Source organism: Kitasatospora purpeofusca, assembly GCF_000718025.1.
Classification (GTDB): domain Bacteria; phylum Actinomycetota; class Actinomycetes; order Streptomycetales; family Streptomycetaceae; genus Kitasatospora; species Kitasatospora purpeofusca.
Map to the genome: position 1 here is coordinate 1 of NZ_JODS01000059.1, position 18,325 is coordinate 18,325.

Sequence of the window (18,325 nt, forward strand, 5' to 3'; positions counted from 1 at the left end):
ACTGCCACTCCCGCAGCGCGCCCATGGCCTCGCGCACCCCGGCCACGGCCGGCGTCCCCAGCACAATTGTCATGCCCGGGATCCGACACCCCCGCCCGGCAACCCCGCAACCCATTAACCGCCGCACCGGCCCCGCCAAGGAGACAGGCTCCACAGCTTGGTCCGGAAGGTCCGGGACTGGGCATTTCTCCGGTACGGGTGGGGTGCTCCGGGCTGAGCCGGTCTGGGTGGAGACGTTCACAGGGCTGTGGATGCGGCAGTTCGAGGGCCTGGTGCGGGCGGTGCGCGAGCGCGGCGGCAAGGGGTCGGGCGGCGGCAGGCCGTGGTGCCTGCCACGGCCCGACCGGTCCTGCTGGTGGCCGTGTACTACCGGACCAACCCACGATGCGCCGGCTCGCGCCGCTGTTCAGGATCTCGACGGCCACGGTCCGCCGCGTCGTCCAGCGCCTCGGCCCGCTCCTGGCACTTCAGGCCGCTCCACGCCCGCCCCCGGGCGTGGAGCGGGAGGACAACGCCGAACACCGACGCGTACGCGCCCGCGTCGAGCACAGCTTCGCCCGTATGAGGAACTGGAAGATCCTCCGGACTGCCGACAGAAGGGCGACGGCCTGCACCACGCGGTGCAGGCCGTCGCCCACATGCACAAGCTCGCCCGAACCACATGAAACCAGCAGGTCAGACCACACACTGACCTGCCCGCACCCGGACTTCTGCAACAAGCTTCAGCCGACGAGCCGGGCGATCGCGCCGAGTTCCAGGGCGACGTGCACGGTGCCGTCCGGGGTGACGGCGAGGCCGTGCGGCTCGGGGGCCGCGCCACCCTCGCCGCCGTCGAGCTCGTACCCGGCGTAGGCACCGTCGGGCGTGAGGGAGCCGATCCGGCCGGCGGCCCACTCGGTGAACCAGAGCCGGCCGTCCGGGCCCGCGGTGACGGCGTGCGGGCGGGCCTCGCGGTCGGGCAGCGGGTACTCCGTCACCTCGCCGTCCACGGTGATCCGGCCCACCTGGCCGGCGCCGATCTCGACGAACCAGAGCGCGCCGTCCGGGCCCGCCGTGATGCCGACCGGGGCCGCGCCCTGGGTCGGCAGCGGGTACAGGGCGGTCTCGCCGTCGACCGTGATCCGGCCGATCGCGTTGCCCTGGTTGAGGGTGAACCAGAGTGCGCCGTCCGACCCGGCGGCGATCATCGAGGGGAAGCCGCCGGTAGCCGGCAGCGGGTACTCGGTGACCTCGCCGTCCACCGTGATCCGCCCGATCCGGTCGGCGTTCATCTCGGTGAACCACAGCGCGCCGTCGGGGCCGGCCGCCAGGCCGTACGGTCCGCAGTCCGCGGTGGGCAGCGGGAAGGAGACCGCCTCGCCGTCCACGGTGATCCGGCCGATCCGGTGGTCCCGCATCCGGGTGAACCAGAGGGCGCCGTCCGGCCCCGCCGCGATCACCGCGGGTCCGCAGTCCGGCGAGTCGAGCGGATGGCGGGTCACCTTCCCGTCCGCCGCCAGCCGCCCGATCTCCCCGGCGTGCACCAGGGTGAACCACACCGCGCCGTCGGCCCCGACCGCCACCCCGTACGGCCCGGCCGCACCGTCCGACACCACGACCCGTTCGATCGTCATCGGTCGCCCCACCCCTGTCTCTTGACACTTCGACAACAAAACCGTGCGCGAAGCACTCTCCCCCAACCGCCCCGCCGGGGGCAAACCACCGCTCGCCGCCGATTGTCAGTGGGGTGGCCTAGCGTCCTCGGCATGGGCATCTATCTGGTGAGTGTCGAGGCCGACGACTGGCTCGACGAGGAAGTCCTCGGGCCGGTCGCCCGGGAGCTCGACGCGGTCCTGACCGGGCGGGGGCTGCCGCCGTTCGTCTGCCCGCCCGCGACGGAGTTCCGGGCCGGCTCCGGGCAGCACTTCGAGACGAAGCTGAACCGGCCGATCAGCGGCTTCGAGGCGTTCTGCCGCGAGCTGGGCGACGGCACGGTGGAGGCCCTGCTCGGCTGGGACGTGCTGCTCCCGGTGGAGCTGGAGGCGCCGGTGCTGCTGCCGGTGGAGTGCTCCTACAACGACATGACGGCGGTCGGCGACGCGCACCGGGTGCTCGCCGCCGCCCGGCGGCTGGCCGAGCTGCTCGCGCTGCCGCCCGGCATACCCGAGCACTGCGACAACCTGGAGATCAACTGCTGGTTCGAGGAGCACGCGGCCGCCGCGGCCGCCACCTCCCCGGGCCCCTGGACGGAGGACCTGGACATCGCCTTCCACGCCGCGCTGTTCCTGCGCGCCGCCGAGTACACACTGCGGCGCGGCCGCCCGCTGCGCTACTCCTGACGCCCCCCGGCGACCGGGGCGGCCGCCGTCGGACCTGCCGCGGCGGCCCCGCCGTCCCGGTCGCCGCGACGGCCCCGCCCGGGATCGCCGCGCAGCACGGAGACGACACCGAGCCCGGCGGCGCAGATCGGCACGGCCAGCAGGGCGCCGATGATGCCGGCGATCCCCGCGCCCGCCACCACCGCGACCATGATGGTGCCCGGGTGGAGTTCCACCGTGCGGCTCTGGATCAGCGGCTGGAGGACGTTGCCCTCGACGGCCTGGACGGCGACAACGATGCCGAGCGCCCACAGGGCCGTGCCGAGGCCACCGTCGGCGAGGGCGACCAGGACGGCGACGGCGCCGGAGAGGAAGGCCCCGACGAACGGGATGTAGGCGCCCATGAAGACCAGGGCGCCGAGCCCGGGCGCACCGGGGACCCCGAGGACGAGCAGGCCGACGGTGATGAAGAGCGCGTCGATCAGGGCGATCAGGGTGGTGCCGCGCATGAAGCCGGCCATCGCGTCGAAGGCCCGCTCGGTGCACTGGACGACGGTCTCCGCGCTCCGGGCGGGCAGGTACGAGCGGACGACCTCGCCGGTGCGGTGGCCGTCCCGGAGGAAGAAGAAGACCAGGGCGAGGGCCAGCACGCCGCCGGTGGCGATCTGGGTGGCCAGGCCCAGGCCGGAGAGCACGCCGTCGGTGACGGTCGAGACGAGCGAATTGGTCTCGCCCTGGGCGTCGGCCAGCGCGTGCCGGATCTTCTCGCCGACGGGTCCGAGCCAGTCGGCGATCCGGTTGCCCGCCTCCGGGAGGGCGTGGGCGATCTGCGGGGCACTGTGCACCAGTGAGTTGACGAGCAGGGCGATCACCCCGCCGACGGCGGCGACCAGCACGGCGCAGGTGAGCCCGGCGGCGACCGAGCGGCTGAACCCGCGCCGGACCATCCACGGCATCACCGGGTAGAGCAGCGAGGTGCCGAGCAGCGCCAGGATGACCGGCACGGTCGCGGCCCGCAGCTCGACCAGGGCGAAGACGACCAGCGAGGCGACGGTGATGAGCAGTACGACCCCCGCGGACCAGGCGGCGGCCGCCCGGAGCGGGGGCGGCAGCATGAGGTAGGGGCGGCGGTGGTCGACCGGCCGCGGCTCGGGTGGGTTCTCGCCCGGCATCCGTTCCTCCCGTCATCCGCCTTCCGCCCCCGTCGGGCGATCGGTGCAGGTGAGCCCCATCCCAACAGATGATCAGATCGAACGCGCGCTGTGCGGCCGCCGCCCGGGGGCTGGACCGATTGAAGCCAGCCCTCCGGTGCGGGTACAGAGCACTCGCCGTCGAACCACCCCAATGGGTCACCCCGGCGCGAACGGCCGTCCGGGGACCGGACGCCAGCGCTGGTCGGCGCCACCCGGCGCTGCCTCGTGGTGCCTCGCGCTGCCGCGCGCTATTCGGCGAACTCGAAGCGGACCTCGCCGTCGCCGCCCGCGAAGGCGAGCACCCGTTCGGCCTCGGCCAGGGCGGCGCGCCGGTCGGAGGGGTCCAGCGGCGGGCCGAACGGGCGGACCGTCAGCGAGTGGGCGCCGGAGCGCTCCTCGTCCAGCCGCCAGCTGCCGGCGACCAGGCCGTCCACCAGCAGGGTGCCGAGCACCAGGCCGTTCTGGGTCATCACCCGGGGCCGGTACTCCTCGGGCAGTACCCGGGTGCGGTCGGCGTGCGACAGCAGCAGGTTGTCGAACGGCGCGAGCAGCCGCACCGGGGCCGGGGTGTCCGGGTCCGGCCGGGGCGCCTCGGGCAGGTCGTGGAGCAGCCGGCCGTGTTCGTCGCGGAAGGTGACCAGGCGGGGCGCGAGCCGCTTCAGGACCGGGCCAAGGCCGCTGAGGCCGCACCATTTCTGCAGGTCGGCGGCGGTGGCCGGGCCGAAGGCGGCGAGGTAGCGCAGGGCGAGGTCGTCGAGCGAGGGCTCCGGGTCGAGCGACCGGCCCAGCCAGGCCTCGGCGGTGGTGTGGGCGGCGGGTCCGCCGCGGCCCCAGAGCCCGCGCGGCGGGACCTGCACCAGCGGGAGCAGGGCCCGGGCGGCCTGGGCGAGCGCGGCCGGGTCGCGGTCGGGGCGGGTGGCGGCGAGTTCGGTGCCGAGCAGCTGGAAGGTGCGCGGTTCCTTCTCGACCAGGGCGCGGGCCTCGGCGGCGAGCGCGTCCAGGTCGACGCCGACCAGCCGTTTGCCGAAAGCGGCGCGCAGGCCCTTGTCGAGCACCGGCTGCAGCAGCGGACGCAGGGTCAGGCAGTCCTCGGCGGTGACCAGGTGGATGGTGCCGCGCTGGAGGGCGGTCCGCACCACCCGGCGGCTCTCGATCAGCTCGGTGAGCGCCTCGGGAGTGAAACCGTCGAGGCGGGAGAGCAGGCCGAGGTAGGGCGGCTGCGGGGCGGCCTGGGCCTGGAGGCCGCCGAGGTGTTCGATCATGGCGATCGGGGTGGCGGTGGTCCGCTCCAGCAGGTGCTGGCGGGCCAGCAGCGCCCGTCCGAGCGCCCGCCGCCCCAGCACTCCGCCCTCGGCCGCTGCGCCGTCGGCCGCCCCGCCGTCGGCCTGCGCGCCCGTGCTCGACGGGCTCATCGGCGGCCGTCCAGGACGGCGCGCAGCAGGGCGATCCGGTTGCTGGTGATCGAGTCGACGCCGGCCGCGCCCAGCTTGCGCATGGTGCGGCGCAGGTCGGCGGTCCAGGTGGAGACCTCCAGTCCGGCCCGGTGCGCGGCGGCGGTGAACTCGGGGGTGGCGAGGCCGAACGGCGGGTTGATCCAGCGCGGGCGCAGATCGTCGAGCAGGGCGCGGGCGGGCAGCCGGGGCTGCTTCCAGGTGAGGGCGATCTCGGCCTCGGGGGCCACGGCCCGGACGGCCAGCATGGCGGTGGCCGGGCCGCAGAAGCCCACCCGCCGCTCGGCGCCGAGGCCGGTGATCACCTCCCAGGTGGCGGCGACCGGGCCGGCGTCGTCGAGGTCGACGAGCAGCCGGCCGCCGGGGGTTGCGGCGGCGGTCTTGAGCGCCTCGGCGAGGGTGGGGACGCGGTACCGGCCGCCGCCGATCCCGTCGAGTTGCTCGGCGGTGAGCCGGGAGAGGGGGCGCGGGTCGTCCCAGAGCCGTTCGAGGGTCTCGTCGTGCAGCAGGACCGGGACCCGGTCGCGGGTCAGCCGGACGTCCACCTCGACGGCGTCGGCGCCGGCGGCGAACGCGGACTCGACGGAGGGGAGGGTGTTCTCGCGGTAGCGGTAGGGGTCGCCGCGGTGGGCGACGGCGAGCACGGGGCGGCGGGTGGCGGAGGCGGTCATCGGTCCGTTCATCGATCCGTTCACAGGTCCGGTCGTCGGTCGGTTCACCAGGCAGTCGGGTCACCAGGCGGTCGGGTCACCAGGCAGTCGGGTCACCAGGCGGTCGGTCGGTTCAGCGGATCCGTCCCGCCAGCCAGGGCGTCAGGTCGAGCAGGGTGACGGCCTCACGGTAGCTCGGCTCGCCGGGCACGGTGACGATCATGGTGCAGGAGGGCGGGAACATCCGCTGCCGCACGTGGACCAGCCCGGTCCAGAGGGAGTTCAGGAAGGCCGGGACGCTGTCGCGCGGGACGTCGAACGCGACGCCGTCGACGGTGACCAGGGCCTCGTCGTGGACGAACAGCCGCACGGTGACCTCGGGCGGACCGGCGATCTCGACCAGCGCCTCGTGCGGTATCGCGGCGAGTTCGTCCGCGCCCGCGCCGTCGGCGCCGACCAGTCCGGCGAAGGTCCGGTCGCGGCCGATGTCGTGACCGGTGCTCACCTCGCGGCCGTGCCGGGCGGCCGTCGCCTCGATCGCGAGGACGGCGCTCTGGGTGGACGGCAGCGGTGGGTGGGGCATCGGGCGGTCCTCTCCTCGGCGGGCTCAGCGTCGTTCGATCATCACATTGGTCGATTTGATGACTGCAGTCGCGGGTGCCCCGGGCACCAGCTCCAGTTCCTCCGCCGACTCCCGGCTGATCAGCGACACCACCCGGAACGGCCCGGCCTGGATCTCCACCTGGGCGGCGACGTCGCCCAGCACCACGGCGGTGACGATGCCGGGGAAGCGGTTGCGGGCCGAGGAGGGACGGCCCTCGGCCGCGGCGGTCTCCGGGCGGGCCAGCTCACGCGCGAACGCGGCCAGTCGGGCGCCCGCGATGATCCGGTGGCCGTGCTCGTCGCGCTCGGCGACGACCCGGCCGGCGTCCACCCAGCGGCGCATGGTGTCGGCGCTCACGCCGAGCAGCGCGGCGGCCTCGCCGATCCGGTACGGGTTGGCCGGTGCCCCTGGGTGGCCCATGGTTGCGACTCCTGACGGTGGTTCGGACGGTCCGGCGGGCGCGCGGCCCGACGGGCGGACCGAGGGCGGGCCACTGGTCGGGCCGACCGTCCGTCGGACGGCCCCGGGCCCGCCGCCCATCCTGCCGCACCGGACGCCCACCCCGTGAAGCCCGGCCCCGCCCCGGCCCCGCCGCGCGCTCGCATCGCGGGCTCTCCACGCTCGCCCTCGCCCTCGCCCTGCCCTCGCCTTGCCCTCGCCTTGCCCTCGGCTCGCGCTCTCCTCGCCCTTGTCGCCCTCCGGCTCCGTCCCCCGAGCCACTTTGCAAAGTCCCGTCAACCTCAGTTGAAAACACTTTGCAAAGTCACATCAGCCCAGCTCAGCGGCACTTTGCCAGCTCCGCCGACCCGGCCCGGATGCACTTTGCAAAGTCCCGTCGACCCAGCGGCGGGGCACTTTGCAATGTGCCCCGCCGCCCGGCCCCGGAAGCACTTTGCAAAGTTTCGTCAACCCGAGCCGACCCCGCCCGACCCGACCCGGACCGAGCCGACCCACCCCGTCACCGCCCTACGGCTCGCCGAAGAGGTCGCGCCGGACGGCGTCGCCGGCGGTGAGGACCGCGCCGCCGAGGATCGCGCCGCCGCCCGCCTCGCCCGCCCGGACCTCGGTGCGCACCGGGGAGAGACCGGCCAGCCGCCGTTCCACCCGGGAGGCGAGCTCGGCGCCGCCGGCCCGGCCGACCTCGCCGCCGAGGACGACGCAGCCGGGGTCGAGGACGACGCAGATCGCCGAGGTGCCGAGCGCGATCCGCTCGGCCAGTTCGTCCAGGAAGGGCCCGCCGGGCCGTCCGTCGCCGAGCGCGTCGAGGGCGGCGCGGACAACGGCCTCGGCGGCGGCCGCGTCGTCGGCCGGGTCGGCGGGCAGGCCGTGGGCGCGGGCCAGCGCACAGACGGCGGCACTGCCGACCAAGCCGTGGAAGCCGCCCTCGCAGCCGGTCGCGGTGGGCAGCGCCGTGGTGCCGGGCACGGGCAGGAAGCAGATCTCGCCGGCGCCGCCGCCGATGCCCCGGCGCAGCTTGCCGTCCAGGACGACGGCGGCGCCGACGCTGTGGCCGAGCCAGACGAGGACGAAGTCGTCCCGCCCCTGGGCCGCGCCGGTCCGGTACTCGGCCCGCCCGGCGAGGTTGACCTCGTTCTCCAGGATCACCTCGGTGCCGGGCAGCTCGCGCAGGGCGGCGAGGAGCTCGGCGTGCCAGGCGGGCAGCTCGCCGGTGGACTGGAGCCGGCCGGTGGCGGGGTCGACCAGGCCGGGGGCGCCGACGGCGACGGTGTGCAGGTGCGGGACCTCGGCCCGGCGGGCGGTGTCGAGCAGGGTGCGGACGATCCGGTCGGCGGCGGCGCGGTGGGCGACGGCGTCGGCGCCGGGGTCCTCGACCACGAGGTCGGCGGCGGCCAGGGTCCGGCCTGCCAGGTCGGCGACGACCAGGGAGACCCCGCCGGAGCGGACGTCGAAGGCGGCCAGGTGGGCGCGGGAGGCGACCAGCGCGTAGAGCCGGGCATTGGGGCCGCGCCGCTGCTCGCCGCGTTCGCCGACGACGGCGACCAGGCCGCTGCGGCCGAGCCGGTCGAGCAGGTCGGCGACGGTGGGCCGGGAGAGCCCGGTGAGCTCGCGCAGCTCGGTCGCCGTGAGGGGTCCTTGGTCGAGCAGCAGATTGAGCGCCAGGCGGTCGTTGATCGCCCGGGCGGTGCTCGGCGTGGCCGTGCGCGCGGTGGTCATGGCCGCACATCCTTCCAGAGTCTTTCTATCAGGGTCCCTTCCTGATAATTTATCGAACCGTCGCCCGGCGCATCTTCCGGACCAGCGACCGGCCGGGCACGGCCGCCGCAGGAACGGCGCAGGAGCGCCGCACGGACGACGCAGGGACGCCCCCGCCCGCTGACAAGGGCGGCGATCAGCAGGACCATCGAAACCACCACCCACGGGGCACCGCCGCGGCACGCGGTGGGGAGGGAAGAACCGGATGACCACCAGCCCGACCACAGGACCAGCACCCCTGGGCACACCGGAGGCCGCCCGCCGGGCCCGCGTCGCCGTCGCCCTCGTCTTCGCCGTGCACGGCGCCGTCGGCGGCACGTTCGTCAGCCGGATCCCCTGGATCCAGCACCACCTCGGCCTCTCCCCCGGCCAGCTCGGACTGGCCCTGGTGATGCCCGCGATCGGCTCGTCCCTCGCGATGCCGCTGGCCGGCCGGTTCGTGCACCGCTGGGGCGGACGGGCCGCCGTGCGCGTTCTCCTCTCGCTCTGCTGTCTGAGCGTCGCCCTGCCCGTCCTCGCACCCTCGCTGCCGGTGCTCTGCCTGGCCCTGCTGGCGTACGGGGCGACGGCGGGCATGTCCGACGTGGCGATGAACGCCCAGGGCGTGGAGATCGAGCAGCGGATCGGCCGCTCGATCATGTCCGGCCTGCACGGGATGTGGAGCGCGGGCGGGCTGGTGGCCTCCGGCATCGGCATCCTCGCGGCCCACCAGTCCTTCGACCCGCGGCTTCAGCTCGCCGTAGCGGCCGTCCTGCTGCTGGCCCTCGCCCAGCCCGTCTGCACCGCCCTGCCCGATCTGCGCGCACCCGAGCAGGCCGAGGAGCCGCCGCGGTTCGCCCTTCCGCCGCGCAGTTCGCTGGTGATCGGGCTGGTCGGCTTCTGCGCGGTGTTCGCCGAGGGCGCGTCGATGGACTGGAGCGGTGTCTACCTGCGCGACGTCACCGGCGCCTCGCCCACCGTGGCGGCCGCGGCGTACACGGCCTTCGCGCTCACCATGGCGGTCGGCCGACTGGCCGGCGACGCGGTGATCCAGCGGGTGGGCGCCGTGCGGGCGGCGCGGCTCAGCGGCGCCGTCGCGACGACGGGTGGCCTGCTGGTGGTCGTCGCGGACCGGCCCGCGGTCGCGATCCCCGGCTTCGCGCTCATCGGGATCGGCGTCGCCGTGGTCGTCCCGCTGGCCTTCGCGGCGGCGGGCCGGATCGGCGACAACCCCAGCCAGGCCATCGCCGGGGTCGCCACCGTCACCTACACCTCGGGCCTGGTCGCGCCCGCGATCGTCGGCGGCCTGGCCCAGGCGTCCTCGCTCACCGTCTCCTTCGGGGTGGTCACCGCGCTCTCCTTCGCCCTGCTGCTGGGGGCGGGCGCGCTGCGCCGGGCCGAGGGCGGTCGGCCGGGCGGCATCGCGCCGGTGGACGCCGCGGCGACGGCCGCCGCACCGGGCGGCGGGCACGCACGGAAGCCGGTCGTGGGCGAACCGGCCCTGCGGGAGGCAGCCGGCCGGGGCTCCGGTCCGAACATCCCCGGGAACTGACCCCCGGGGCCACCCGCTCGCCGGCCGGGCACGCACACCGCGCGCCCGACCTCCGCGCGCCCGAGGCCGGATCGCCCGACGGGCTTCTAACCTTTCGTCACATCGTGTACAACCTCTTCGAGCCGCCGGCCGTCGGTCACCTCGGCACCGCGTTCTCGAAGCCACCCACCGAGGGGAACCCCATGACCCGCCCTCGCTCCGCCGCCGCGCTCGCCGCCGGCGCCCTCACCCTCACTCTCGCCGCCGCACTCGCGGCGCCGGCCACCGCCACCGCGACCCCCACCTCCCGGCCCGGCGGCCCCACCAGCCCTGCCGGCCCCGCCGACCCCACCGGCGCCGCCCGCCCGAGCGACTCCGCCAGCACCGCCGCCGTCGTCACCCCCGTCGCCGCCACCGCTCCGACGACGGTCATCACCGCCAACCCCTCCGACACCCAGAAGTGCCTGGACGTCACCGGGCAGAGCACCGCCTCCGGCACCCTCGTCGAGCAGTGGACCTGCAACGGCGGCACCAACCAGCAGTGGTACTGGACCGAGGCCGGCGAGCTGGTCAGTGTGGCCAGCGGCAAGTGCCTGGACATCCCCCGCTTCAGCACCGACGGGGGCGTGCAGGCGATCATCTGGCCCTGCAACGGCGGGACCAACCAGAAGTGGACCCAGACCCTGGTCCACCACGCCGGCGTCTACAACCTGACCAACGTCAACAGCGGTCTCAACCTGGACGTCCAGGGCGCCTCCCCGGCCGACGGCACCCCGGTGATCCAGTGGCCGCAGACCTACGGGCTCAACCAGTGGTGGTTCTACGGCTCCGTGCCCACCGCCCGGGGCTGAGCCCGGCCGGCCCGCCGGTCCACCGGTCGGCCGCCCGTCCGCCTGTCCGCCTGTCCGCCTGTCCGCCCGGGAGTACCCGCATCCCGGGCGGGCGGGCGGCCCCGTTACGCTCGAACGGTGCCCGCACCCGTGACCTCCCCGCCGCCGCCCGGCCCCGCACCGGCCGTCGGACCCGCCCCGGCCGACGGAACCGCCCCGGAGCAGGGACCGGCTCCGGTCGACACCGGGTCCCCAACCAGCACCGCGGCCCCGGCCGACAGCCCGGCCCGTTCGCCCTGGCCCCGGTTCGCCCTGCTGGTGGCGATCCTCGGCGCGGCGGCCGGCTCGCTGCTGCTGTGGAGCCCCACCGCCCTGCTCGACGGCGGACTCTCCCACGGGATGCCCTGGTACTGGCGCGGGCCCCTGTTCGCCGCGGTGTACGCGGTGGGCACGGTGGCGTTCTTCCCCCGGCCCGCCCTGAACGCGGCCGCCGGCCTGCTGCTCGGACTGCAGGAGGGTCTGCTGCTCTCCGTCCTGGGCACCACCCTCGGCGCGGCCGCCGCCTTCGGGCTCGCCCGCTGGCTGGGACAGGACGCGCTGCGGCGCCTGCTGCGCGGGCGGGTGCTGGTGGCGCTGGACCGGCGCTTCACCGACCAGGGCTTCCGCAGCGTCCTGCTGCTCCGGCTGTTCCCCGGCCTGCCGTTCCAGGCGGCCAACTACGGCGCCGCCGTCTCCGGGGTCCGGTTCGGCTCGTTCATCGGGGCGACCGCGCTCGGGGTGATCCCGGTCACCGCGGTCTACGTCGCGGCGGCGGCCACCGCGCGCGAGCCCGGGTCGACCGGCTTCCTGCTCTCGATCGGCGCGCTCGGGCTGCTCGGACTGGCGACCCTGGTCCAGGTCGGACGGGCCGCTGCCCGGCGGCGGCGCACGGTCACTGACTGAGCGCCGGGCGTCCGAGCCGGCACGCCGGGCGCGCGGGACATCGGATCCGCTCGGCCGCCCGGGGTTGTTGTCGGTCCCGTGTGAAATCGTTCCCGCATTGTTGACAGAAGGTCAATTGCGCGGTGACCGCGACCGATATGGTCTACGCGCGCAACCGTACGCCGTTCTCCCGCGTCGCAACTGGTGCCCGGGTCCACCCGGGGCCCCGGCGCGGCGCGACTCGTACGGACCGCGCGAGCGGGCACGACACCGGTGATCAGTGCGATACTCGGACAGTTCCGACGAGTGGATGACGTGTCAAAAGGACACGCGCACCGGGGGACCTGTACGGAACAGAGGCAGGGAGGCGCGGCATGGGAGCACTTCGCGACGAGCACCACAACGGGTGGCTGATGCCCTCCGGGAGCTACCCGGCCGCGGTGTACGACGACGAGTGGGTCGAGCAGGAGACGGTGTCGTCCTCCCCCGCCCCGACGAAGATCGTCTCCCTGCGGCCGACCGGGTTCGAGGCGGCCCGCACCGTCGGCGAGCACATCCGGGCGAGCATCCCGGTCGTCATGGACCTCACCGAGATGGAGGAGGCGGAGGCCAAGCGCATGGTCGACTTCGCCTCCGGTCTGATCTTCGGCACCCGTGGCGGAATCGAGCGGATCGCCAAGCGGGTCTTCCTGCTGACCCCCGCCGACGTCGAGGTGATGGTCATCGACCGCCCGCTCGACGAGACCGGCTTCTACAACCAGAGCTGACCGGCGGCCGCGCGCACAGCGGCGCCCAGGACCGGGGACGGCACTCGCCGTCCCCGGTTTTTTGCTGCCCGGACACCGGGCGACCCCGACTCGAATGAGGCACCGAGAATAATTCTGAGACATCCACGTCTCATTCGGAGTACACTCGTCCCATGGCCACCGACCGTGACTCCGTTCTCGAAGCCGCCGTCGGCGTGCTCTCCCGCCGTCCGACCGCCCACCTCGACGAGATCGCCCGCGCCGCGGGCATCAGCCGCGCCACCCTGCACCGGCTCTTCCCGGGCCGGGACGCGCTGATCCGCGAGGTCGGCCTGCTCGGGCTCCAGCGCTTCGGCGCCGCGCTCGACAGCGCCGCCGTCGACGAGGGCGACGCGCACGCCGCGCTGCGCCGCCTGGTCGAGGCGCTGGTCCCGGACGCCTCCCTCTGCGCCTTCCTGACCGGCGAGAGCACCCTCTACGACGACGAGGAGATCAACGAGCTCTGGGAGTCGCAGATCGCCCGGATGCACGCGCTCTTCCTGCGCGGGCAGCAACAGGGCACCTTCCGGATCGAACTCTCCGCCGCCTGGCTCAGCGAGGCCTTCTTCGACCTGGTCGCCGGAATCGGCTGGGCGATCCAGGACGGCCGGCTGGCCCCGCGCGACGCCGTCTTCTCGCTCTCCGAGCTCTTCCTCGGCGGCGCCCTGCGCGCCCCACGACCGAGCTGATCCCACCCCGCGACGTCCGCACCCACTCCTCATCACGCTCGCCCTCACGCTCGACCCCACCTGCCGCACACCGGACCGGAACCGGAACCGATACCCATGAGCAGCACCGTCCACCTCCAGCCCCGCCAGCGCTGGACCGGCCTCGCCGTCCTCGTCCTGGCCGTCACCCTGGTCGCCGTCGACGCGACCGTCCTCTCCCTGGCCATACCGTCGATCAGCGAGACCCTGCGCCCCAGCGGCACCCAGCTGCTGTGGATCGGCGACGCCTACTCCTTCGTGCTCGCCGGACTGCTGGTCTCGATGGGCTCGCTCAGCGACCGGATCGGCCGCAAGCGCCTGCTGCTGATCGGCGCCACCGCGTTCGGCGCCGCCTCGCTGCTCGCCGCGTACTCGCCCACCGCCGGCTGGCTGATCCTGGCCCGCGCGCTGCTCGGCGTGGCCGGGGCGACGATCATGCCGTCCACCCTGTCGCTGATCCGCACCCTGTTCCCGAACGACCGCGAGCGGGCCACCGCGATCGGTATCTGGGGCGCCGCCGCGACGGCCGGCGCGGCGCTCGGCCCGGTGGTCGGCGGGGTGCTGCTGGAGCACTTCTGGTGGGGTTCGGTCTTCCTGCTGAACATCCCGGTGCTGGTGCTGCTGCTGGTGTTCGGCGCCTGGCTGCTGCCCGAGTCCAAGGACCCGAACCCGGGCCGCTGGGACGTGGCGAGCGTGCTGCTCTCGCTCGCCGGTGTGATCGGCGTGGTCTACGCGATCAAGGAGGCGGCCGCGCACGGCGTGCTGCGCTGGGACGTGCCGGTCACCGCCGTGCTGGGCGCGGTCGCGCTGACCGTGTTCGTCCGGCGCCAGCTGCGGCTGGACACCCCGCTGCTGGACGTCCGGCTGTTCCGCGACCGCCGGTTCACGGCCGCCGTGCTGGCCTCGCTGATCGCGCTGATCGGGCTCTCCGGCGTGGTCTTCGTGACCTCCCAGTACCTCCAGCTGGTCCGCGGCTACCCGCCGCTCAAGGCCGGTCTGGCCGAGCTGCCCGCCTTCGCGGGCGCGGTGGTCGGCGGTCTGCTGACCGCCCGGCTGGTGCGGCGCACCGGGGCCCGGACGGCGCTGACCGCCGGTCTGCTGGTGATGGGCATCGGGATCGGGATGCTCGGCTGGATCCAGCAGGACTCCACCTATCTGCTGCTGGCCGCCGCGTTCCTGCTGGTCGGCACCGCCGAGGGCGTGGTCTACACGCTCGGCGCCGACCTGGTGCTGACGGCCGCGCCCGCCGACAAGTCCGGCGCCGCGTCGGCGGTCTCCGAGACCGCGTACGAGCTGGGCACCGCGCTCGGCATCGCCCTGGTCGGCTCGGTGGTCGGTGCCCTGTACGCGGGCCGGCTGGTCGTCCCGGCGGGTGCGGACCCGGCGGTGGCCACGCAGGCCGGCGAGTCGCTGGGCGGCGCGGTGGAGGCGGCCCACGGGCTGCCGGACACCCTGGCCGGACCGCTGCTGGAGAGCGCCCGGACGTCCTTCGTCCACGGCGTCAACGTGGCCGGGATGCTGGCGGGCGCGATGCTGCTGGGCGCGGCGGTGCTGTCCTGGCGCCTGCTGCGGGGCCTGAACGACCGGACCGCCGCGGGCACCCCGGAGCAGCCGGCCTCGGGCGCGGCGGCGGAGCCGGAGCCGGAGCGGACTCCGGTGCACTGACGACGGCCCCGGCCCCACGGCGCGGGCCGCTCCCGGATCCTCCGGGGGCGGCCCGCGCCGTTCGTGCGTCGCCCGGCGGGACGGGTTCAGCCGGCGCCGAAGGGGAGTTCCAGTTCGGCCCAGACCACCTTGCCGTCCCTGGTCAGGCGGCTGCCCCAGCGCTGGGCGAGTTCGCTGACCAGGAACATCCCGCGACCGCCCTCGTCCTGTTCGGCGAAGGGGCGCAGCTGGGGTGTCTGGCCGCCGCTGTCGGCGACCTCGACGGTGAGTACCCGGTCGCGGAAGAGCCGCAGTCGGCGTGGGGCGTCGGCGTGCAGCAGGGCGTTGGTGACGAGTTCGCTGACCAGGAGTTCGGCGTAGTCGGCGAGTGCGGACAGGCCCCAGTCGGCGAGGGTGCCGCGGGTGAAGCGGCGGGCCTTGCCGGGGAGGCGGCCGTCGCCGGTGAGCGGGAGGGTGGCGACCCGGTCGGCGGGCAGGGGCAGTACCCGGGCCATGATCATGGCGATGTCGTCGTCGCTGCCGCCGCTGACGAGGGCGGCGAGCACGGCGTCGCAGTTCTCCTCCAGGGTGCGGCCGGGGCCGGAGAGGGTGCGGGCGAGCAGGTCGATGCCTTCGTCGAGGTCCTGGCCGCGCCGTTCGACCAGGCCGTCGGTGTAGAGGGCGACCATGCCGCCTTCGGGGAGGACGAACCGGATCGATTCGAAGGCCACTCCGCCGACGCCGAGCGGTACGCCGGGCGGTGTCTCGATGCGGTGGGAGGTGCCGTCGGGGGCGACCCAGACGGGGGGCAGGTGGCCGGCGGAGGCGATCTGGAGGGTGCGTTCCAGGGGGTCGTAGACGGCGCAGATGCAGGTGGCGAACTGGCCTTCGCCGATGCCGGAGGCGGTCTCGTCCAGGCGGGTGAGTACCTGTTCGGGCGGCATGTCGAGGGTGGCCAGGGTGCGGGCGACGGTGCGCAGCTGTCCCATGGTGGCGGCGGCCCTGATGCCGTGTCCCATGACGTCGCCGACGACCAGGGCGACGCGGCCGCAGGAGAGCGGGACGACGTCGAACCAGTCGCCGCCGACCTCGCTGGTGACGCTGGAGGGCAGGTAGCGGTAGGCGATCTCGAGGCCGAGGGTGCGGTGGATCTCCTGGGGCAGCAGGCTGCGCTGGAGGGTGAGCGCGGTCTCGCGTTCGCGCCGGTAGAGGCGGGCGTTGTCGATGGCGAGGGCGGTGCGGGCGACGAGTTCCTCGGCGAGGGCGACGTCGGAGGCGGTGAACGGTTCGGGGTTGCGCATCCGGATGAATTCGGCGCCGCCGAGGACCATGCCGCGGGCGGTGACCGGGAGCATCAGGTAGGAGTGGATGCCGGCCGCGAGTCCGGGGGCGACGCGGTCGGGGCTGGCGACGAGGCCGCGGAGCACTTCTTCGTCGACGCGGGAGCGCAGCAGGGGGCGGCCGCTGCGCAGGCACTGGGTGTAGCTGCGTTCGGGGGCGTACTCGGAGACCTCGCCGACGGTGTCGACGGCGTGGACGAGCCCGGTTTCGTAGGATTCGCCGACGGCGACGGCGCGCAGTTGGACGCCGCGGTCCTCGGGGATGGGGGTGGGTTCGGCGCCGCGGAGTACGGTTTCGAGCAGGTCGACGGTGGCGAAGTCGGCGAATCTGGGGACGACGGCCTCGATCAGTTCCTCGGCGGTGCGCTGGAGGTCGAGGGTGGTGCCGATGCGGGCGGTGGCTTCGGCGATGGTGGCGAGGCGTTCCTGGGCGCGGGCGGCGCGGGCTTCGGCCTGGAAGCGTTCGGTGACGTCGATGATCGAGGAGCAGACGCCGAAGACGCGGCCGGTGGAGTCCTCGAGCCGGAAGTAGGAGGCGGACCAGGCGCGGTCGCGGCGGGGGTCGCCGGGGACGCGGCCGTGGGAGCGGGCGTCGACGACGGGCCGGCCGGTGGCGAGCACCTGCTTCATGATGTGTTCTATTTCGGCGCTGTTGATGCCGGGCAGGACGCTGCTGATGCGGCGGCCGAGGTGGGCGGCGACGGGTACGCCGTTCATCCGGGCCAGGGATTCGTTGAGCCGGACGTAGCGCAGTTCGGTGTCGTAGACGGCCATGCCGATCGGGGACTGGCCGAAGATGCCGTCGAGTACGGCGAGGTCGGCTTCGACGCGGTGGAGGGCGGCGGTGTCGGAGGCGGTGGCGAGCAGCAGCAGGGTGCCGCCGGGGCCGGCGATCGGGTAGGTGCGGAATTCGAGCTCGACGGTGCGGCCGTCGCGGTGGCGGACCGGGAAGACGCCGGTCCAGCCTTTTCCGCTCATGATCCGGGCGAAGAGTTCGAGGACTTCGGGGCGGTCGCTGTCGTCGGTGAGGAGCTGGGCGGCGTGGCTGCCGACGGCTTCGTCGGCGGTCCAGCCGAGCAGTGCCTCGGCGTCCTCGCTCCAGTGCAGGATCAGTCCGTCGTCCTGGAGCAGGGCGGTGGCGAGGGGGACGAGGCGGTGGCCGTCCAGGCGTGCGGGGGCGGCGCCCGTTCGGGGGCCGGTGGCGTCGGCGTCGGTCGCGTCGGGCGCGTCCCACTCGTCTCTCCGCATGATCAGGCAGCACCCCGGTTCGGCTCGTGCCCGGCCGGGCGGCCCTCGTGGTCCGTGCGGCCGGGGTTCTTCTCCAGACTGCACGGACATCGACCGCCCGGCGACCCCTTGGTGAGGGTTACCGGTCGGGCAGGTGTACGGGCGTCATGGGCCTACCGGGCGCAGCGTACTCTCCAGAAGGCTCGCCCACTGCCGGATCACTCCGGATCGTCGGAGGCTGTCGTCGGTGAGCAGATTGGCGAGGCCGAGTCCGCGGGCGAGGTCGAGGGTGGCCTGGACGGTTTCGCGCACGCCGGGTCGGGTTTCGTCGGCGCCGAGGAACTCGACGGCGGCGCGGTGGGCCTCGCGTCCGACGTGTCCTTCGAGTCGGATGATCCGTTCGCGCAGGGGTTCCTCGGTGGCGGCGGCGACCCAGAGCTGGAGTGCGGCCCGGAAGAGCGGGCCGGTGTAGAGGCGGACGATCATGCCGACGACGGCTTCGGTGCGGGCGGGTCCGGCGGGCGGGAGGGTGTCGGCGTGGGCGCGGACGGCGGCGAGGCGTTCGGCGGTGACGTGTTCGACGGCCGCGGTGAAGAGGTCCTCCCGGGTGGGGAAGTGGTGCTGGGCGGCGCCGCGGGAGACGCCGGCCCGCTCGGCGACGACGGCGACGGTGGAGCCGTGCCAGCCGAGCTCGGCCAGGCAGTCGACCGCCGCCGCCAGCAGCCTGGCGCGGGTGGCGCGGCTGCGGTCCTGCTGGGGGGTGCGCGCGGCGGCGGGGTGGGTGGTCATCTGCGGCGGCGGTTCCTGTCCGTGCGGGGGCGGGCGGCTGGTCGATCCTCGCAGACGGCGGTCGGGGTGACGCGGGGTCCGGGGGTCTCCTCGGGAGGGAGGCGCGGGCAGGGAGGGAGGCGGGGGCAGGGAGGGGCGGGGGGCCGTCTCTTATACACATATT

General features: G+C 74.5%; 16 protein-coding genes and 1 pseudogene. 8 read left to right on the top strand and 9 right to left on the bottom strand.

The window, feature by feature from the left end:
- The first annotated feature begins 251 nt into the window (after positions 1–251).
- Positions 252–665: pseudogene (locus IF01_RS46510) on the top strand (helix-turn-helix domain-containing protein).
- 57 nt (positions 666–722) lie between these two features.
- On the opposite strand, the gene IF01_RS0140090 reads toward IF01_RS46510, so the two are convergent.
- Complete coding sequence (locus tag IF01_RS0140090; protein ID WP_030398569.1) at positions 723–1,613, bottom strand: Vgb family protein; 891 nt, start codon at positions 1,611–1,613, stop codon at positions 723–725.
- A 132-nt stretch (positions 1,614–1,745) separates the two neighbouring features.
- Between IF01_RS0140090 and IF01_RS0140095 the strand changes: the two genes are divergently transcribed.
- Entirely contained in the window at positions 1,746–2,318 is a 573-nt protein-coding gene (locus tag IF01_RS0140095; protein WP_030398570.1) for a hypothetical protein, read from the top strand.
- Here the strand turns inward: IF01_RS0140095 and IF01_RS0140100 are convergent.
- The 6 genes from IF01_RS0140100 to IF01_RS0140125 form a co-directional block, all read right to left on the bottom strand.
- Positions 2,309–3,469, bottom strand: a complete 1,161-nt coding sequence (locus tag IF01_RS0140100) for an AI-2E family transporter (RefSeq protein ID WP_078880751.1) — start codon at positions 3,467–3,469, stop codon at positions 2,309–2,311. The genes IF01_RS0140095 and IF01_RS0140100 overlap by 10 nt on opposite strands.
- A gap of 269 nt (positions 3,470–3,738) precedes the next feature.
- Positions 3,739–4,902: a winged helix DNA-binding domain-containing protein gene (locus IF01_RS0140105; RefSeq protein WP_078880752.1), complete on the bottom strand. Its 1,164-nt coding sequence runs from the start codon at positions 4,900–4,902 to the stop codon at positions 3,739–3,741.
- A complete protein-coding gene (locus IF01_RS0140110; RefSeq protein WP_030398573.1) occupies positions 4,899–5,612 on the bottom strand; it encodes a glycerophosphodiester phosphodiesterase in 714 nt (237 codons plus the stop codon). Before IF01_RS0140110 ends, IF01_RS0140105 begins: the two co-directional genes overlap by 4 nt.
- A 112-nt stretch (positions 5,613–5,724) precedes the next feature.
- Positions 5,725–6,174 carry a hypothetical protein gene (locus tag IF01_RS0140115; protein ID WP_030398574.1) on the bottom strand — a complete coding sequence of 150 codons (450 nt, stop codon included), beginning with the start codon at positions 6,172–6,174 and terminating at the stop codon, positions 5,725–5,727.
- Between the two features lie 24 nt (positions 6,175–6,198).
- Entirely contained in the window at positions 6,199–6,615 is a 417-nt protein-coding gene (locus IF01_RS0140120; RefSeq protein ID WP_030398575.1) for a TOBE domain-containing protein, read from the bottom strand.
- Between the two features lie 546 nt (positions 6,616–7,161).
- Positions 7,162–8,370, bottom strand: coding sequence for an ROK family transcriptional regulator (locus tag IF01_RS0140125; RefSeq protein WP_030398576.1), 1,209 nt, complete (start codon positions 8,368–8,370; stop codon positions 7,162–7,164).
- Between the two features lie 244 nt (positions 8,371–8,614).
- Here IF01_RS0140125 and IF01_RS0140130 point away from each other — a divergent pair, with 244 nt between their 5' ends.
- The 6 genes from IF01_RS0140130 (at position 8,615) to IF01_RS0140155 (ending at position 14,827) form a co-directional block, all read left to right on the top strand.
- Positions 8,615–9,940 carry an MFS transporter gene (locus tag IF01_RS0140130; RefSeq protein WP_078880753.1) on the top strand — a complete coding sequence of 442 codons (1,326 nt, stop codon included), beginning with the start codon at positions 8,615–8,617 and terminating at the stop codon, positions 9,938–9,940.
- A gap of 182 nt (positions 9,941–10,122) precedes the next feature.
- A complete protein-coding gene (locus tag IF01_RS51305; RefSeq protein WP_051740985.1) occupies positions 10,123–10,770 on the top strand; it encodes an RICIN domain-containing protein in 648 nt (215 codons plus the stop codon).
- 117 nt (positions 10,771–10,887) lie between these two features.
- Positions 10,888–11,691: a TVP38/TMEM64 family protein gene (locus IF01_RS0140140; protein ID WP_244215789.1), complete on the top strand. Its 804-nt coding sequence runs from the start codon at positions 10,888–10,890 to the stop codon at positions 11,689–11,691.
- Positions 11,692–12,044: 353 nt separating this feature from the next.
- A complete protein-coding gene (locus tag IF01_RS0140145; RefSeq protein WP_051740983.1) occupies positions 12,045–12,437 on the top strand; it encodes a cell division protein SepF in 393 nt (130 codons plus the stop codon).
- A gap of 152 nt (positions 12,438–12,589) precedes the next feature.
- Positions 12,590–13,144 (top strand): TetR/AcrR family transcriptional regulator, encoded by a 555-nt coding sequence (locus IF01_RS0140150; protein ID WP_030398581.1) that lies wholly within the window; start codon positions 12,590–12,592, stop codon positions 13,142–13,144.
- Between the two features lie 96 nt (positions 13,145–13,240).
- The gene (locus IF01_RS0140155; RefSeq protein ID WP_078880755.1) at positions 13,241–14,827 is read left to right on the top strand and encodes an MFS transporter; all 1,587 of its coding nucleotides are present in this window, start codon (positions 13,241–13,243) and stop codon (positions 14,825–14,827) included.
- 86 nt (positions 14,828–14,913) lie between these two features.
- Here the strand turns inward: IF01_RS0140155 and IF01_RS0140160 are convergent, their stop codons facing one another.
- Entirely contained in the window at positions 14,914–17,394 is a 2,481-nt protein-coding gene (locus tag IF01_RS0140160; RefSeq protein WP_078880756.1) for a SpoIIE family protein phosphatase, read from the bottom strand.
- Positions 17,395–17,538: 144 nt separating this feature from the next.
- Entirely contained in the window at positions 17,539–18,162 is a 624-nt protein-coding gene (locus tag IF01_RS0140165; RefSeq protein WP_030398584.1) for a TetR/AcrR family transcriptional regulator, read from the bottom strand.
- Between the last annotated feature and the right edge of the window lie 163 nt (positions 18,163–18,325).

Coding starts and splice junctions, on each gene's coding strand:
- IF01_RS0140090 (WP_030398569.1), bottom strand. CDS start 1,613: ATGACGATCGAACGGGTCGTGGTGTCGGACGGTGCGGCCGGGCCGTAC.
- IF01_RS0140095 (WP_030398570.1), top strand. CDS start 1,746: ATGGGCATCTATCTGGTGAGTGTCGAGGCCGACGACTGGCTCGACGAG.
- IF01_RS0140100 (WP_078880751.1), bottom strand. CDS start 3,469: ATGCCGGGCGAGAACCCACCCGAGCCGCGGCCGGTCGACCACCGCCGC.
- IF01_RS0140105 (WP_078880752.1), bottom strand. CDS start 4,902: ATGAGCCCGTCGAGCACGGGCGCGCAGGCCGACGGCGGGGCGGCCGAC.
- IF01_RS0140110 (WP_030398573.1), bottom strand. CDS start 5,612: ATGACCGCCTCCGCCACCCGCCGCCCCGTGCTCGCCGTCGCCCACCGC.
- IF01_RS0140115 (WP_030398574.1), bottom strand. CDS start 6,174: ATGCCCCACCCACCGCTGCCGTCCACCCAGAGCGCCGTCCTCGCGATC.
- IF01_RS0140120 (WP_030398575.1), bottom strand. CDS start 6,615: ATGGGCCACCCAGGGGCACCGGCCAACCCGTACCGGATCGGCGAGGCC.
- IF01_RS0140125 (WP_030398576.1), bottom strand. CDS start 8,370: ATGACCACCGCGCGCACGGCCACGCCGAGCACCGCCCGGGCGATCAAC.
- IF01_RS0140130 (WP_078880753.1), top strand. CDS start 8,615: ATGACCACCAGCCCGACCACAGGACCAGCACCCCTGGGCACACCGGAG.
- IF01_RS51305 (WP_051740985.1), top strand. CDS start 10,123: ATGACCCGCCCTCGCTCCGCCGCCGCGCTCGCCGCCGGCGCCCTCACC.
- IF01_RS0140145 (WP_051740983.1), top strand. CDS start 12,045: ATGGGAGCACTTCGCGACGAGCACCACAACGGGTGGCTGATGCCCTCC.
- IF01_RS0140150 (WP_030398581.1), top strand. CDS start 12,590: ATGGCCACCGACCGTGACTCCGTTCTCGAAGCCGCCGTCGGCGTGCTC.
- IF01_RS0140155 (WP_078880755.1), top strand. CDS start 13,241: ATGAGCAGCACCGTCCACCTCCAGCCCCGCCAGCGCTGGACCGGCCTC.
- IF01_RS0140160 (WP_078880756.1), bottom strand. CDS start 17,394: ATGCGGAGAGACGAGTGGGACGCGCCCGACGCGACCGACGCCGACGCC.
- IF01_RS0140165 (WP_030398584.1), bottom strand. CDS start 18,162: ATGACCACCCACCCCGCCGCCGCGCGCACCCCCCAGCAGGACCGCAGC.